The sequence below is a fragment of the Streptosporangium sp. NBC_01810 genome (assembly GCF_035917355.1).
GTDB lineage: Bacteria > Actinomycetota > Actinomycetes > Streptosporangiales > Streptosporangiaceae > Streptosporangium.
The window spans coordinates 1868095-1883971 of sequence record NZ_CP109070.1 but is presented as its reverse complement, the minus strand read 5'-3'; the positions used below and the strand labels follow the sequence as shown (position 1 = coordinate 1883971).

General features: G+C 68.5%; 11 protein-coding genes. 3 read left to right on the top strand and 8 right to left on the bottom strand.

What is annotated here, in order from left to right:
* Positions 1–480: 480 nt before the first annotated feature.
* Positions 481–2535 carry a DNA/RNA non-specific endonuclease gene (locus OIE13_RS08645; RefSeq protein WP_326829844.1) on the top strand — a complete coding sequence of 685 codons (2055 nt, stop codon included), beginning with the start codon at positions 481–483 and terminating at the stop codon, positions 2533–2535.
* A gap of 264 nt (positions 2536–2799) precedes the next feature.
* On the opposite strand, the gene OIE13_RS08640 is transcribed toward OIE13_RS08645, so the two are convergent.
* The gene (locus OIE13_RS08640) at positions 2800–3699 is read right to left on the bottom strand and encodes a hypothetical protein (RefSeq protein WP_326641267.1); all 900 of its coding nucleotides are present in this window, start codon (positions 3697–3699) and stop codon (positions 2800–2802) included.
* 19 nt (positions 3700–3718) lie between these two features.
* Positions 3719–4465, bottom strand: a complete 747-nt coding sequence (locus OIE13_RS08635) for a hypothetical protein (protein ID WP_326829843.1) — start codon at positions 4463–4465, stop codon at positions 3719–3721.
* A gap of 213 nt (positions 4466–4678) precedes the next feature.
* On the opposite strand from OIE13_RS08635, the gene OIE13_RS08630 reads away from it, so the two are divergent.
* Together OIE13_RS08630 and OIE13_RS08625 are read left to right on the top strand one after the other, a co-directional pair.
* Positions 4679–6250 carry an IS1182 family transposase gene (locus tag OIE13_RS08630; protein ID WP_326639485.1) on the top strand — a complete coding sequence of 524 codons (1572 nt, stop codon included), beginning with the start codon at positions 4679–4681 and terminating at the stop codon, positions 6248–6250.
* Between the two features lie 539 nt (positions 6251–6789).
* Entirely contained in the window at positions 6790–7722 is a 933-nt protein-coding gene (locus OIE13_RS08625) for a nitroreductase/quinone reductase family protein (RefSeq protein ID WP_326641271.1), read from the top strand.
* A 233-nt stretch (positions 7723–7955) separates the two neighbouring features.
* Here the strand turns inward: OIE13_RS08625 and OIE13_RS08620 are convergent, their stop codons facing one another.
* From OIE13_RS08620 to cutA, 6 genes are all read right to left on the bottom strand, one after another.
* Positions 7956–8318 carry an arsenate reductase family protein gene (locus OIE13_RS08620; protein ID WP_326641273.1) on the bottom strand — a complete coding sequence of 121 codons (363 nt, stop codon included), beginning with the start codon at positions 8316–8318 and terminating at the stop codon, positions 7956–7958.
* 164 nt (positions 8319–8482) lie between these two features.
* Positions 8483–9346, bottom strand: a complete 864-nt coding sequence (locus OIE13_RS08615) for an SDR family oxidoreductase (protein WP_326641275.1) — start codon at positions 9344–9346, stop codon at positions 8483–8485.
* On the bottom strand, positions 9343–10830 hold the full coding sequence (locus OIE13_RS08610) for a carboxyl transferase domain-containing protein (protein ID WP_326641277.1): 1488 nt from the start codon (positions 10828–10830) through the stop codon (positions 9343–9345). Before OIE13_RS08610 ends, OIE13_RS08615 begins: the two co-directional genes overlap by 4 nt.
* A complete protein-coding gene (locus tag OIE13_RS08605; protein ID WP_326641279.1) occupies positions 10827–12008 on the bottom strand; it encodes a CaiB/BaiF CoA transferase family protein in 1182 nt (393 codons plus the stop codon). The genes OIE13_RS08610 and OIE13_RS08605 overlap by 4 nt, the downstream gene beginning before the upstream one ends.
* Complete coding sequence (locus OIE13_RS08600; RefSeq protein ID WP_326829842.1) at positions 12005–13474, bottom strand: amidase; 1470 nt, start codon at positions 13472–13474, stop codon at positions 12005–12007. The genes OIE13_RS08605 and OIE13_RS08600 overlap by 4 nt, the downstream gene beginning before the upstream one ends.
* Positions 13471–15873, bottom strand: coding sequence for an aerobic carbon-monoxide dehydrogenase large subunit (gene cutA / locus OIE13_RS08595; RefSeq protein ID WP_326829841.1), 2403 nt, complete (start codon positions 15871–15873; stop codon positions 13471–13473). The genes OIE13_RS08600 and cutA overlap by 4 nt, the downstream gene beginning before the upstream one ends.
* Positions 15874–15877: the final 4 nt, after the last annotated feature.

Genomic DNA, 15877 nt, shown 5'->3' with positions numbered 1-15877 from the left:
AACGCGCTGCGGGGAAACCAAGATTGTCGGGCCCGGTCGCGTCCGCGCAGGTGATGTACGAGTGTTTGAGATCGGTACCTGCGTCGCGCCTGGCTGATCGCCGCTGAAAAGCGCGGCGTAGTACGTGGAGAAAAGCGCAGCGAGGGCGGTGGAGTGGTGTGGGGCCGCTCACCGGTAACGCATCGTGCGGGGTGGTGGCGGGCGCTGGTCGGGTGTGGGTGACAGGGGGCGGGCCGGTGGAGCTCCGGGAGGGGGCGCCGATTCCGGCGGCGGTCAGATAGGCGTCGTCATTGTGGGGGCCGTTCGGGCTCTGCCGCAGTAAATCCGGGGTTTACTGCGGCGTAGCAGGTTTCCGGCATACCTTGGCCAGCCCCCACAACCAGCCCATTCCTGGGAGAATTACTTGATACCGGTCGGGGAATAACGCCCCCACCAGGAAAGCGACGAGGCCGGCCGGGGGCGGCGGGATGGGGGCAGGGCATGGATTCGGTTGAAGGACCGCCCGCCGGGTTGCAGGAGGATGTGGCCGCGCGGGTAGCCGACAGGAGCGAGCAGCGCCGACGGAAGATCGCCGTGCTCGCCGAGCCGGGCGGGATCGCCCGAGCCGATGAGCCGGTGCGGGTGGCCGCCCGCATCGATCGACTCAGCCGCCACTACCGGGACATCCGCCCGATCGACCCCACAGCGATAACCGCAGCGCAACCGGCGGCCGTGACAGCGGCGGCGGCGGTGCTGGAACGGATCATCCAAACCAACGACCTGCTGCCTGTCGGCTACCTGGAAGGCGGGGCGACGGCGGCGCGGGCGGTCGGGCGCGTGGTCGTCCGGGACGCGCGCGGGCGGCTGGCCGGCTATGGCACCGGATCGCTGGTCTCCCCGGACCTGCTGCTCACCAACCAGCACGTGCTCGCTGATGCCCGCACGGCAGGCCGCAGTGGCGTCGAGTTCGACTACCAGGACGGCCTCGACGGACGGCCACTCCCGCTGCAGGGCTTCTCCCTGGATCCGGGCCGGTTCTTCTTCGCCGACCAAGAGCTGGACTTCGCGCTGGTGGCGGTGAAGGCCGGCACAGGCGAGCTGGCCCGGTTCGGGTTCAACCGGCTGGTGGCGTCCGAGGGCAAAGCCATCGTCGGCGACTTCGTCACGATCATCCAGCATCCGGGCGGGGAGAAGAAACAGGTCGCCCTGCGGGAAAACCGGATCGTCGACATCCTGGAGTTGTTCCTGCACTACCAGACCGACACCGAGCCTGGGTCCTCCGGCTCCCCAGTCTTCAACGACCAGTGGGAGATCGTGGCCTTGCACCACGCCGGCATCCCCGCCCCCGACCACGACGCGTTCGGCGGCGTCATCAACGAAGGGGTGCGGGTCAGCCGGCTGCTGGCCTTCCTACGCGGCCAGCCGTTCCCGCCGGCCCAGCAGGCCCTGGTCGACCGGTTGTTCACCGAACGCATCAGCCTCCCGCCCGCCCCACCGACTGTGACCGCTCTGACCGACCGGTCACTCACCCGAGCAATCGAGCCGGCCGAGCCGGTGGGGCGGCCGGCCGCCGGGCAGGTGCCGCTGACACTGACGCTGACGGTCCCCTTCGACATCCGACTCCGCGGCGAGCCGGCAGCCGCGGACGGGCCGGCCGCAGCTGCGCCGGAGGCGATCCGGATCGATCCGGACTATGCCGGCCGCCGCGGCTACGACCCGGACTTCCTGCCCGGCGGGCCTCGGGTGCCGCTGCCCGCCCTGCCCCCCGATCTCGTCGCGCTGGCGGCGCTCAACCGGCACGCTGGCGACGGGCAGGCGGACGGGCAGGCGCACGTGCTGAACTATCACCACTTCAGCGTGGTGATGAACCGGCAGCGGCGGCTGGCCTTCTTCACCGCGGTCAACATCGACGGCGCAACCAGCCTGCGTATCCGCCGTGACCCCGACCGCTGGATCTTCGACCCCCGCCTGCCCGACAGCGAACAGGCCGGGGAGGAGGTCTACCGCGACAACCCTCTGGACCGCGGCCACCTGGTCCGCCGCCTGGACCCGGCGTGGGGGGCCAGCAACGTGGTGGCCAAGTCCGGCAACGACGACACCTTCCACTTCACCAACTGCACCCCGCAGCACAAGGACTTCAACCAGAACCAGACCACCTGGGCCGGGTTGGAGGACTACATCCTGGACAACGCCGACACCCGTGACCTGAAAGCCACCGTCTTCACCGGCCCGGTCCTGGCCGCCGACGACGACCCCTACCGCGGCGTCCAGCTGCCCCGCCAATACTGGAAAGTCGTGGCGATGATCAAACAGAACGGTGAGCTGTCGGCCACCGGCTACCTGCTCAGCCAAGACCACCTCATCGACGGCCTGGAAACCGCCCCCGCGGAGTTCTCCTACGGCGCCTACAAGACCTACCAAGTCCCGATCCAGCGCATCGAAGACCTCACCCGGCTGTCCTTCGACACCCTCGCCGACGCCGACCCCCTGGCCCGTAGGGAAGCGGCGGCCACCACAGCCCGGGAGATCACCCACCCCCGCCAACTCACCCTCTGACAACCGTCGAATCGCCGGGACCCGCCCCCAGCCCTCGGAACCCTGCCAGGCCGGATATCGCCGACCAGCGTCGACGCGGAGCACCTGGGCGAGATCGCTGATGTGACAGGAAACGGGCGTTTCCCTGTCAGGTCCAATGCTCTTGACGGCGTCTCTGACCTGGTCGTACAGGTCTCGCTCGGTGGCGCCACTGCCATTCTCACTGTGTACCTGGTGACACGCTTCTCAAGGGCAGGCCGAGACCTATCGGGTCAAGTGCTGTCCTCATTGCCCATGTGGGCATTCCGGCAATACGTTGATCAAGAAGAACTCAAGCCGCAGCGAATCGTCGGCAGGAAGGGCTATCGCTCGGGCCCACGGGCTCGTCGTCCAGCAGGCGGGGAGGAGAAAGTACCGCCGGTTCGAATGGATCAGCAGGCGCAGGCCGGTGTATCGGTAGCGGAACATCGCGTTCGGGTCCGGCAGCGTGGTCTCTGTAATCCCGGGACCCTCCAAATACAGACGTCGTGTCGCATATACCACCGTGTTCGGTAGCATGCCTGGGTCCGCCCGGTACTGGTCGGCCGCCTCCCATCCCCGCTGCTCCGCGAACTCCGTGACCGACCACAAAAGCAGGAGCAGGAGGAGCACCGCGCAGACCGTGCGCTGGACGATCTGGTCCGTGGGGGAGGTCGTTCGTTGCGGGTTGACCCTGCGGTACAGAGAAGCGCTGTAGACCAGTACGAAGACGCCGAGGCCCAGGCAGATCGGCATGACGAAGGGCGGAAGTCCCACCCAGCCGGCCATCCCCATGACGCCTACCATGGCGCCCGCGACTCCGAGCACGGCCACTATCGCAACCATCCGCATCGTGGCAGTGTGATGCCCAGCGACGGACCGGGTCAGCCATACGTGCACTGGGGGAGCGATCAGGGCCACGACCAGGACCAGCACCAGCGGTTCAATGGTCAGTGTGACGCTGCGCAGCACGTACTCCTGAAAGGGCAGGCCCAGCATGCTCGAATCCACACCGAGGCGCCCGTACATGGCGTTGGTGCGTACCGCTCCGAAATACATCATGATCGCCGTGACCAAGGTGGTCGGTGTCACGATGTGGGCGAGGACGGGCCACACGCGGGTGAAGTCCTGACCGGCCTCGCCGTCGTTACGTGCGGATGTGTTCATGGGCGGAGGCATTCCACGCCTAGCTTGGCGCCGGGCCATCGTCATCAACGTCCGGCGATACGGACTTCCTTTCATTGGGTGACTTGCTAGCGCCGCCGGTGGGGGTGGTGGTGTCGCCTGTCGGCCTGGTAGTGGAGTCCTCGGGTGGGGACGTCACTGGTGTTTTCGGCTTGCCCGACGGGGACTCGGTCATGGTGGCTGAAGGCGTGGCCGTCGTGCACTCCGGGAGAGCGGCGGGATCGGACGCCACCGCGCACGCGTCCCTGACGTAGTCGCCCAGTTTGTGTCCGAGCTCCAGGAGGCGGGCAAGGGCCTCTTGGGCCCTGTTGTACTCGCCTACGGCAGCGGCGCTGATCAGCTCTGTGTGGTAGCGAAGTTCCGACAGTAGCGAGCGCATCTCAGGAGGAAGATCGGAGAGATTCTCTTTCGCCGCGTCGATGCTTTCGAGCGCCTCGCGATAGTGTCTCATGTTCGCCTTCGCCGCCGCCGCGCAGATCTGCGCGATAGCTTTTTCGCTGTCTGTGCTGTCGTCGGCGGACGCCACCTGATCCATCTTTGTGGCCGCCGACGCGAAATCGCGGTTTTCCAGCATTGTCTGGCAGTCCAGACCCACCTTGGCCGTGGCCTCGGGAAGGTCCCCGCTGCCTTTGTCCGGGACGATCTTGCCGGCTGGCGTGATGACCGGCTGTGCCTGCGCGGGCGAGCCGCCGCCGCAACCGCCCGTCAGCACCACGGCGGCCGCGAACACCGCCACCACAGCTGACAAGGTCCTCTCCACCGTTCCCTCGATCCCTTACTGGTGTCGAAGTCAGGTCATACCGCGCCAGAGTGGGTCCTACTCTCGTAGAACTCACCAATCACCATGAGCTGGTGAATCCTTGTCTGACCTCCTGCTGATCGTTGACTACGCCGCCTAGAAGTGCACTGAAAATCTTGCGTTCTGGTCCCGCCTCGGATGATTCGGGGCCAGACTCGTTGCGTGCAGGGTGAATGGGCTGGAGAACCGGTAGGGCCGGATGTGTGGCAGACCTGCCGGGAGCTGATCCCAGCCGGGAGCGTTTTCGCGTTCCTGGCCGAACATCGGCAGACGCTGTTCCCAGCAGACATGTTCACGGACATGTATCCCTCGGCGAACGGGCGGCCGAGCATGCCGCCGCAGGTGCTCGCCACAGTGATCGTCCTGCAGAGCCTGCACGGGCTGTCGGACTTCGAGACGGTTCAGGAACTGCGTTGTGACCTGAGGTGGAAGGCCGCCTGCGGCCTGGGTCTGTACGACACCGCGTTCGACCCGTCGCTGTTGACCTACTTCCGACGGCGCCTGCAGCGCTCGGCCGATCCGAACCGGCTGTTCACCAAGGTCAGGGAAGTCGTCGCGGCCACCGGCGTCCTCAAAGGCAGGCAGCGCCGGGCGTTGGACTCCACCGTGCTGGACGACGCGGTCGCCACCCAGGACACCGTCACCCAGCTCATCGCCGCGATCCGCCGGGTCATCCGCGACGTCCCCGGCGCCGAGCCGGTCGCCGCCCAGTGGTGCACCGCCCACGACTACACCGACCCCGGCAAGCCGAAGATCGCCTGGAACGACCAGCAGGCGCGGGACACACTGGTCGACGCCCTGGTCACCGACGCCCTTAATCTCATCGCTCACGTGCCCGGCCAACCGCTCGGCGAGACGGCGGCAGGCGCCCTCGGACTGCTGGCACTGGTCGCAGGACAAGACGTCGAGCCCGCCGACGGCTCCGACGGCCGATGGCGGATCGCCCGGCGCACCGCCCACGACCGCATCGTGTCCACGGTCGACCCCGAGGCCCGCCACATCCACAAGAACCGCACCCGCCACCAGGACGGCTTTCGCGCACATGCCGCGTTCGAGCCCGAGGCGGGGCTGTTCACCGAGGTCGCCCTCACCGCGGGCAGCGGCGCGGACAACCACGAGGCCGCCGTCGCCCGAAGCCTCCTCGCCGGCGACGACGATGCCCTGACGGTACTGGGCGACACCGCCTACGGCACCGGCGACCTGCGACAGACCCTCCAAGCCGACGGCCACACCCTGGTGATCAAGCCGCCGCCGCTACGCCAAGCCGTCCCCGGCGGCTTCACCACCGACGATTTCCAGGTCGACACCCAAACCGGCCGCGTCACCTGCCCGGCAGGCCACACCAAAACCCTCGGCCGCCCGCTGGCAGGTGGTAACCGCCAGGCCCAGTTCAAGATCCTGTGCCGCACCTGCCCACTGCGCGAACGCTGCACCACGTCCAAGACCGGACGCACCTTCAACGTCCACCCCCACTATGACCTCCTCAAAACCGCCCGGCAGCAGGCCGCCACCAGTCAGCGATGGCAGCAGGAGTACCGCCGCTGGCGACCACCCGTCGAACGCGCCATCGCCTGGCTGGTCGCCAAAGGCAACCGTCGCGTTCCCTACCGCGGCGTCCTCAAGAACAACATCTGGCTCCACAACCGCGCTGCCGCACTCAACCTCCGCCGCCTCATCAACCTCGGACTCACCCACACAGGCGGCGCCTGGGCACTGAACCCCGCCACTGCATAAGCCGCCGGGGCGCCTGCTCCGCGCCGATATCCACTCAAACCAAGATCTTCAGTGCACTTCTAGGGCCAGTACGGGGTTGAGATCATGATGTTGCGGATTGGGATCTAGATCTTCGGATTCTGCCCCTCTTCGCGGTTCGTGCTGGTAGCAGGCTGGTGTGACGCGGTCTGAAGTGACGGATGACGAGTGGATGTTGATCGAGCCGTTCCTGCCGATAGGCGAGTTCGGTCCGTTAGGGAGCTGACTCGAGATCAGGCCCAACTCCGGTCCACCGGCTCCCGGTTGCACCCGCCAACGTGACGTTGCTCGATCAGCGGGGACGGTGTTACGGTCTCACCGAGCCCCGTATGGGCCTACGCATGGAGGTAGCGGCTACTCAGCCATTGCAGAGGTCGGCACGTTCCGTCTCTCGCAGCTTGTCAATCCCTGTCCTGGGATTGCTGCGCCCATCTTCATTGCGTAGGCATGCGGGGTATTTCTGTGTCGATTTCCGGTGGCGTGGCCCTTCTTCGCGATCAATCGACACGGAAAGGCAGTGCATGAGCAAGGAACAGGCCGAGACCTGGGCGGGCTTCGACGTCAATGAGTTCCAGCGTCAGGTCATCGCCGAGTTTCGGGCGAACAACGGGAAGATGAGCGGCATGTTCGAGGGCTGGACATTGACCGTGCTGACGACCGTCGGAGCCAAGAGCGGCCTGCGACGGGAGAGCATCCTGGGGTATCTCGAATTCGACGGAAAAGGGATCGTCGTCGCGTCCTCGAATGGCGCCGACAAGCACCCCGCGTGGTACCACAACATCCGCAAGAACCCGATCGTGACGGTCGAGACGGGTGGCGACACCTATCAGGCGATCGCCGCCATCCCGCCGACCCAGGAGCGTGACAAGCTCTTCGACCGCGTGATCACCGAGGCGCCGGGGTACGCCGACTACCAGGCCAAGACGACCCGGGAGATCCCGGTCGTCGTACTGCACCGGATCGGCCCCAAGCCCGGCGAGGAGCGGGTCAAGGGCATGGGCGACTGGATCGTCGAGGTGCACGACTGGCTGCGTAAGGAGCTCGAGACGCTCCGCGCCCAGGCGGACCAGGCGATCGAGGGCGGCGTGGACACGATCGAGCGGACGTCGCCGGACCTCGCCCAGCAGATGCGCACCCACTGCCTGAACTTCTGCGGGGCGCTGAAGAAGCATCACGGCGGCGAGGACATGGCCGTGTTCCCGATGCTGGCCAAGCAGTTCCCCGCACTCGCTCCGGCACTGACGCAGCTCGGCGAGGAGCACAAGGTGGTGGCGCGGCTGCAGGACGACATCCAGCAGCTCGTCGACAGCTTCGTACCCGGTGAAAGCGACTCCGTGCAGCTGCGCACCGACCTGGAGCGGCTGGCGAACCAGCTGGAGTCCCACTTCAGGTACGAGGAGGAGACGATCGTGACGGCGCTCAACGCCACGGCCCCGGCTCCCAAATTCGGCTGATCATCCACCAGCACCCCCGGGCCGCCCCCTTCCTCGGCGCGGGGGTGTCCGCTGCGCGCCGGGCCCCGGCAGGAGCATGCCGAGGCCCGGAAATCCCGGTTCCGGTCGCCCTCGATAGCAGGCGTTGAGTTGTCCTCAAGCGGGAGTCGCCCAACCGCGAAGAGGGGCAGAATCCGAAGATCTAGATCCAAACCAGGAACATGACCTAGGTCTCAAGCATTGCTCTCCGGTGCCTACCCGGGTGGAAGCAGTGAACGGACGGCCTCCTCCGTTCGGGCGACGACGGCCGGTCCGTCGTCGGCGGTGATGATGGGCCGCTGGATGAGGATCGGATGGGCGGCCAGCGCCTGGATCCAGCGGTCACGACTCTCGGGGGTACGGGGCCAGTCGGCCAGGCCGAGCTCGGTGGCCGCGCTCTCACCCGTCCGGGTGATGTCCCAGGGTTCGAGGCCGAGCCTGGTCAGCACCTCGCGGAGTTCCCGCTCGTCGGGCGGGTCCTCCAGGTAGCGGCGGACCGTGTACTCGGCCTTCTCTGCGTCCAGGACGGACAGCGCGGAGCGGCACTTGGAACAGTCGGGATTGATCCAGATTTCCATACTGTCCTCCTTTGGGCTCGGGCGGCGGGTGAGGAAGAAGAACCCGCCCTGTGAACCGTAGTGGAACGGTTGTCCGGACCTGGTGCGTGGTGCACGAGCCCCCGGTCCTGGCACGTGTTCCACCTGGATCGACCGGCGTTCATCCGAGAAAGATCAGCTTGTTGTCAGGGCGCACCTGGGAGGTCGCGGGCAAGGACGGTGCTCAGCTCGGTGGGGGCGCGTCCCAGGAGCATGGCGAGCACCCGGGGGTTGCCCGGGAGGCCGTGGTCGTCGTAGTAGCGGAACATCGCCGCAAGGCCGTCGGCCGTGGAGTCCGGCAGCGAGGTCGCGCCGGCCCGCCACTCTTCGAGGGTCTGTTCGACCGCGACCACCGGAATGCCGAGCGCCTCGCCGAGCGTGGCACCCATCTCGCGGGTGTCCAGCAGCCGCGGCCCGCTGAGCTCATAAGTGGCGAAGTCGTGACCGCTCTCGGTCAGCACGACGGCCGCCGCCTCCGCGACATCGTGCACGTCCACCGGTGCGAACGGGGCCGAGACCGAGTACGGCACGGCGATCCGCCCGGTGTCCCGGGCCTGTTCCGCGTGCGGCAGCAGGTTCTGCGCGTACCACCCCGGCTGCAGGATCGTCCAGGTCAGGCCTGATTCGCGTAGGGTCAGCTCGGAGTTCGCCTTGCGCAGGTGGTGCGGCATCCGGGGCAGGTACGGCGCGAGGACCGAGTGCAGCACGAACCTCGGCACCCCGGCCCGCTCCGCGGCGTCGATCACCACGGCGGTGAGCGTGTCCTCGGCCGGATGCATGTTCGGCGGGATGTGGTAGACGGCGGCGACGCCGCCGAGCGCGTCGGTCAGCGACGAGAGGTCCGCGAGGTCGACCACCACTGCCCGCCCGGCGCCGGCGGCGAGCATCTGGGGTGCCTGCCGCGCGCGACGCACCAGTGCGATCACCTCGACACCTTGGCGCGACAGCGCGGCCGTGACGGCGCGGCCGGTGTATCCGGCCGCGCCGGTGAGGGCTATCACCGGAGTCACGCGCTGAGCACCTCGTTACCGAGCCGGCGGAAGCGAGCGCGGCGGTCCGCGAGCCTGGAGGCGGTCGGGACCTTGAGCAGTCCGGCGAGTTCGTCCTCGATGACCTGGCCGAGGCGCGACAGGAACTCCTGGGGGTCCCCGGAGTCCTCCCCCACGATCCGGTCGACGATGCCGTGGCGGAACATGTCCGTCGAACGGATCTCCTGTGCCGAGGCGAGTTCGGGCGCCCGGTCGACGGTGCGGTGCAGAATGGCGCTGGCACCCTCGGGAGGCAGCGGCGACAGCCAGGCGTGCTGAGCGGCGACGACGCGGTCGGCCGGCAGCAGAGCAAGTGCTCCGCCGCCTGTCCCCTGGCCCAGCAGGACGCAGAGCGTCGGTGACTCCAGGGTGATCAGAGCGTGCAGGCTCCGCGCGATCTCCCCTGCCAGGCCGCCCTCCTCCGCCTCCTTGGACAGTTCCGCTCCGGACGTATCGATGATCGTTACGAGCGGCAGGCCCAGTTCCCGGGCGAGCCGCATGCCGCGCTGCGCCATCCGTAGACCATCCGGACCCACCGGCCCGCCTTGTCGGCCAATGCTACGGTCGTGTCCGAGGACCACGCACGGTGCATCGCCGAAGCGGGCCAGGGCGAGCAGGATTCCGTCCCCTCGGGCGCCGCCCAGCCGGACCACATCCTGTCCGGCGCTCTCCAGCAGCGCGCGGACTCCGGGGCGGTCGGGCCGGCGCGATCGCGTCACGGAATCCCAGGCGGGAGTGTCCGCGATCTCCTCGTCGGCCGAGCGGTACGGCCGGTTCAGGTGCCCGGTCGGCGCGCAGAGCACGTTGAGCGCCCGATCGACCGTCTCGGCGAGGTCGGTGACCGGCAGGACCGCGTCGAGATGACCGTGCGCGAACAGGTTCTCCGCGGTCTGCACCCCCTCGGGAAACCTCTCGCCGTTGATCGCCTCGTGCACCCTCGGCCCCAGGAAGCCGACGAGCGCGCCCGGTTCGGCGACGGTGAGGTGTCCGAGCGAGCCCCAGGAGGCGAACACGCCTCCGGTGGTGGGATGCCTGAGGTAGACGAGGTAGGGCAACCGTGCGGCACGGTGCGCGGCGATGGCGTCGGTGATTTTGATCATCTGCACGAAGGCGACCGTGCCCTCCTGCATCCGGGTGCCTCCGGAAACGGGCGCGGCCAGCAGGGGCAGGCCCTCCCGGGTGGCGCGGTCGATGGCCCGGACGAGCCGCTCGGCCGTCGTAACGCCGATGGAACCGGCCAGGAAACGGAAGTCGCCGATGAGCGCGGCGACCCTGCGCCCGCGGATGGTGCCCTCGCCGACCGTCACCGCTTCGTCCAGCCCGGTGGACTCCCGGACGCGGGCGAGCGTCTCGCGATATTCGGCGTCGTTGTCGCGTCGATCACTGACCGGAATGTCCCAGGAGATCCAGCTTCCGGGGTCCAGGACCTGATCGATCAGCTCGTGCGAGGTCGGCCGCGGGGTCATGAGTCCCCTCCCCTGCCTCGCGGGTCGACTTCGTCGAGCCAGGCCCGTACCGACTCGTTGTGCTGCCCGAGCGTGGGCGGCGCCAGATGCTCGACCGGTGCCGCCCCGTCGAATCGGAGCGGTGATCCCGGGAGTGTCACCCGCCCGAGGGTGGCGTGCTCGACCTCGATCAGCAGATTCTGGGATCGGGTCTGCTCCCACTCGTAGACGCGGTCGAGGGTGCGGACCTCACCTGCCGGGATGCCGAGTTCGGCGAGCCTGGTAAGCAGGTCGTCGAGCTTCCAGGGGGCGAACGCGGCGTTGACCGCGTCGATCACGGCTTCGCGGTTCTCGACCCGCTGGGCGTTGCCGGCGAAGCCGTCCTCGCCCGCGGGCAGGCCGAACGCCGCGGCGAAGGTGTCCCACAGTCCCTCGGAGCCGACCGCCAGCTGCAGCATGCCGTCCGCGCAGCGGAACAGGCCGTAGGGGCAGATCGACGGGTGGTGGTTCCCGGTGGCGTGCGGTGTCTCACCGGCCACCGTGTACCTGGTGCCCTGGAAGGCGTGTACCCCGACGAGGGCGGCGAGCAGGCTGGTCCTGACCACGCTCCCGGTGCCGGTGCCGCTACGTTCGTGCAGCGCGGAGACCACTCCGTAGGCCCCGTACATCCCGGCGAGCAGGTCGCCGATCGGCACCCCCACCCGGGTCGGCTCGTCGGGCGAGGCGCCGGTGAGCGACATCAGGCCGGCCTCCCCCTGGGCGATCTGGTCGTAGCCGGCCCGGCCGCCTTCGGGACCGTCGTGGCCGAAGCCGGTTATCGACAGGATCACCAGCCTCGGGTTCAGCTCGCGCAGCGCGTCCATCGAGAATCCCAGGCGATCCAGCACGCCGGTGCGGAAATTCTCTATCAGCACGTCCGCCTGGCGGACCAGCCTGCTCAGCGTCTCCCTGCCGTCTTCGGACTTCAGGTCGAGGGTGATCGACTCCTTGTTCCGGTTACAACTCAGGAAATATGTTGATTCGCGAGCATGCTCGGGGCCGACGAACGGCGGGCCCCAGCCCCGGGTGTCATCGCCGGCCCCCGGGCTCTCCACCTTGATCACACGGGCTCCGAGGTCGCCCAGCATCATCGCGGCATGCGGGCCGGCCAGCGCCCGCGACAGGTCCACGACAACGGTGCCCGCCAGCGGTCCAGTCACTTCAATACCTTTCGAGCAGAATCATGAGCTGTATCACCCGGCCGCACAGCGCCGAATCCGGTCGCCGTCTCCAGCGCACGGGCGAACCTCAGCGCGTCGAGATCGCGTCTGGGTCCGGCCACGATCTGCACGCCCACCGGCAACCCCCGCTCGGTGAAACCGGCCGGCAGGCTCACCACGGGCAACCCGGTGGCGGTGATGTAGTAGAGGTGCCGCATCCAGTCCAGGTAGGAGACCACCGGCGCGTCGCCCAGCGTCTCGGGGTGGCGGCTGTCCGCGCCGAACGGCGCGACCGGCACGCACGGCATGACGAGGATGTCATACTCCGCGAAGAAGTCCGCCATCCGCAGGTGCAGAGCGGTCCGCAGCACCTCGGCCCGGCCGAGATCCTCGCCGCTCACGGCCAGGCCCGCCCGGGTGTTGGCCGCGGTGAACTCGTCAAGCACCTCGGGGCGCTCGCGCAGCAACGTTCCGTAGCTGGTGGCGTAGTACCAGGATCGCCAGGTGAGAAACGCCTCCTCCGCACCGGTGAGGTCCGGTTCCGCCTCGACCACCTCGGCGCCGAGTCCGCAGAGCGTGCCGCCCAGCTGCTCCAGCACCGGACGGACGTCGGCGTCCACCGGCAGTCCGGCGATGCCGGGTGCCCAGGCGACCTTGAGCTTCGAGACGGCGGCGTTGAGCGGCGGGGTGAACCGGTCGCCCCGCTCCTCGATCGAGATCGCCGCCCGGGCGTCCGGTCCGGCCGTCACCGACAGCAGCAGCGCGAGGTCGTTGACGGTCCGCGCCATCGGCCCCGGCACCACATAGGGAAACCATCCCATCCGCGACGGGACCCACGGCACCCGACCCGGTGAGGGGCGCATCCCGACCACGTTGCAGAACGCCGCCGGAATCCGGAGCGATCCCGCCATGTCGGTACCGGTCGCCAGCGGCGCCATTCCGGCGGCGAGCGCCGCCGCCGAGCCTCCGCTGCTTCCCCCGGCGCTCCGAGTGGTGTCGTACGGGTTCACCGTCGTGCCGAACAGCGCGTTCCAGGTGTGGCCACCGGTGCCGAACTGCGGAGTGTTCGTCTTCCCGAGCATCACGGCTCCGGCGTCGGCCGCCCGCCGCACGATCAGCGCGTCCTGGTCAGGGACATGGTCGCGGTATGCCGCCGACCCGAAGGTGGTGCGCACCCCCGCGGTCTCGATCAGGTCCTTGTGCAGGATCGGCAGGCCGTGCAGCGGGCCGAGGTACTCGCCGCGGGCCATCCGGTCGTCGGCTCGCCTCGCCTCGGCCCGCGCGCGGTCCTCGCTGACCGAGCACACGGCGTTGATCACCGGGTTCCGTTCCGCTATCCGCGCCAGATGCGCGTCGAGCACCTCGGTCGCGGAGACCTCGCCGTACCGCAGCAGCGCCTGCAGATCGACCGCCGAGAGGTCGGTGAGTTCCGTTTCCGGGCGTCGCGGTGCCCGCACCTCGTTCACTTCCGAAGCCCGGCCTCGGCGACATACGAGTGGAGCAGGGACGGGCTCAGCGGCACCTTCCTGATCGGCGCGATCTCCAGCGGTCGCAGCGCGTCCTCGATCGCCGAGGCGATCACCTGCGCCACCGGGATGGTGCCGGCCTCGCCGACGCCCTTGATGCCGAGCGGGTTCAGCGGCGACGGCGTCTCCTGGTGGATCATCTCCACGTGCGGGATCTCGGTCGCGTAGGGGATCAGGAAGTCCATGAAACTCGCGTTGCGCAGGGCACCGTCCTCGTCGTACTCCAGCTTCTCGTAGAACGCGCCGCCCATCCCCTGGGCCACCCCACCGGCGATCTGGCCCTCGACGATCATCGGGTTGATCATGTTTCCACAGTCGTGCACGCAGACGTAGCGGTGGATCTTGATCCCGTAGGTCGCCGGGTCGACCTCGACGATCGCACCGTGCACGCCGTAGGCCCAGGTGGCGTGCGGCGGCGAGTAGTAGTCGGTCGCCTCGATACCCGGGTGGGCCCCCTCGGCGAGCGGCGGGCCGTCACTGCGGGCCGCCGGCGCGAACTGGGTCGCGCGCTCGGCGGCCTTGTTGAAGGCGTAGCGCAGCGGGTTGCTGGCCGTCGCTATCTCGGCCAGCGTCACCCCGTCGACCCCGGCCCCCTTGACGAAGGCCCGGCCGTCGGAGAGCTCGATGTCGTCCGGGTTCGCCTCCAGCATGTTGGCCGCGGCCTCGATCAGCTGCTTCCTGGCCAGTACGGCGGCCTTGTGCACCGCGCTGCCGCTGACGACCGCGGCGCGGCTGGCGAAGGTGCCGACGCCCCAGTCGTACACCCCGGTGTCGCCCTCGACGACAATGACGTCCTCCACGGCCACGCCGAGCTGATCGGAGACGATCTGCGCGAACACAGTGGCGTGGCCCTGTCCCTGGGTGGTCAGGCCGGTGTTGACGAACACCTTTCCGGTGATCGGATGGACGCGGACGTGGCCGCCCTCGTACGGGCCGAGGCCGGTGCCCTCGACGTAGAAGGACAGGCCAAGGCCCAGGTAGCGTCCCTGTTCCAGGGCCGCCTGCTGGTCCGCCTTGAACGCGTCGACGTCGATCGCGTCCATCAGCGCCCGCAGCGCCTGCTCGTACTCTCCTGAGTCGTGCGTCACGGGCAGGCCGTCGGCGAAGATGAGGTTCGGCCGGGTGTAGGGGAACTCCTCTGGCTGGATGAAGTTGCGCCGGCGGATCTCGAACCGATCCAGCCCCAGTTCGTCGGCGAGCTGATCCATCGCCCGCTCGATCGCGAAGTTGGCCTGGGGCCGCCCGCAGCCGCGGTAGGGCGTCACCGGCACGGTGGGCGTGTAGACGCAGGAGAACTCGACCAGGATGTTGGGGATCCGGTAGGGACCGGCGATCTGACAGGAGGCCACCTGGGCGACCGCGATGCCGTAGGGGATGAACGCCCCGGTGTCGTGCAGGAACCGGTCACGCAGCCCCAGCACGATTCCGTCCCTGGTGGCCGCGAGCTCGATGTCGTGGATCTGCAGCCGCTCGTGGGTCATGTGCACGAAGTTCTCGGAGCGGTCCTCGATCCACTTCACCGGACGGCCGAACTCACGGGCCGCCAGGGGCACCAGGACCTCGTTCGCGTACGGGAAGTGAATCTTCGGGCCGAAGCCGCCCCCCACGTCGGGAGCGATGACCCGCACCGCGTGCTCGTCCAGATCGAACAGGCTGGCCAGTGCCCCGCGCAGCCCGATCGGTGCCTGGGTCCCGTCCCAGACCGTCAGCTCGCCGGACACCTCGTCCCAGCGCGCCGCGGTCGCCAGGCACTCCATCGGTGCGGCGGTGCTCCGCTCGCAGTGCACGGTGATCGACGTGATGTGGTCGGCTTTGGCGAACGCCGATGCCACGTCGCCGCTCTCCTGCACCAGGTTCGCCGCGATGTTGTTCGGGACGTCGGCGTGCACGAGCGGCGCCCCGGGCTCGGCGGCGCGTCGCAGGTCGATCTCGACGGGCAGCGTCTCGTACTCGACATCGATCAGCAGCGCGGCGTCCTCGGCGACGTAGCGGTCGACGGCAACGACGAACGCGATGGCCTGGCCGACGTAGAACACCTCGTCGCGGGCGAGCGGATACTGGGTCCGGCCGTGCGTGATGCACGGGTGCGGGATCAGCAGCGGCATCTTCATGTCGAGGCTGCCGAGGTCTTCGTGGGTGTATACCTTCAGCACGCCGGGCAGCGCCGCGGCCCTGGAGACGTCCAGGCGGGTGATCTTCGCGTGCGCGACGTTGCCGCGTGCGAACGCTCCGTGCAGCGCGCCCTCCAGCGGGATGTCGTCGACGTAGCGGCCCTTACCCCGGATTAGCCTGTCGTCCTCGTTGCGCTGTACCCGAGCGCCGAACTGGCGGGTGGACACCGGC

Excerpts from the sequence above, each read along its gene's own strand:
- OIE13_RS08620 (WP_326641273.1), bottom strand. The coding sequence starts at position 8,318 with ATGGAAATCTGGATCAATCCCGACTGTTCCAAGTGCCGCTCCGCGCTG.
- OIE13_RS08640 (WP_326641267.1), bottom strand. The coding sequence starts at position 3,699 with ATGAACACATCCGCACGTAACGACGGCGAGGCCGGTCAGGACTTCACC.
- OIE13_RS08625 (WP_326641271.1), top strand. The coding sequence starts at position 6,790 with ATGAGCAAGGAACAGGCCGAGACCTGGGCGGGCTTCGACGTCAATGAG.
- OIE13_RS08610 (WP_326641277.1), bottom strand. The coding sequence starts at position 10,830 with ATGACCCCGCGGCCGACCTCGCACGAGCTGATCGATCAGGTCCTGGAC.
- OIE13_RS08645 (WP_326829844.1), top strand. The coding sequence starts at position 481 with ATGGATTCGGTTGAAGGACCGCCCGCCGGGTTGCAGGAGGATGTGGCC.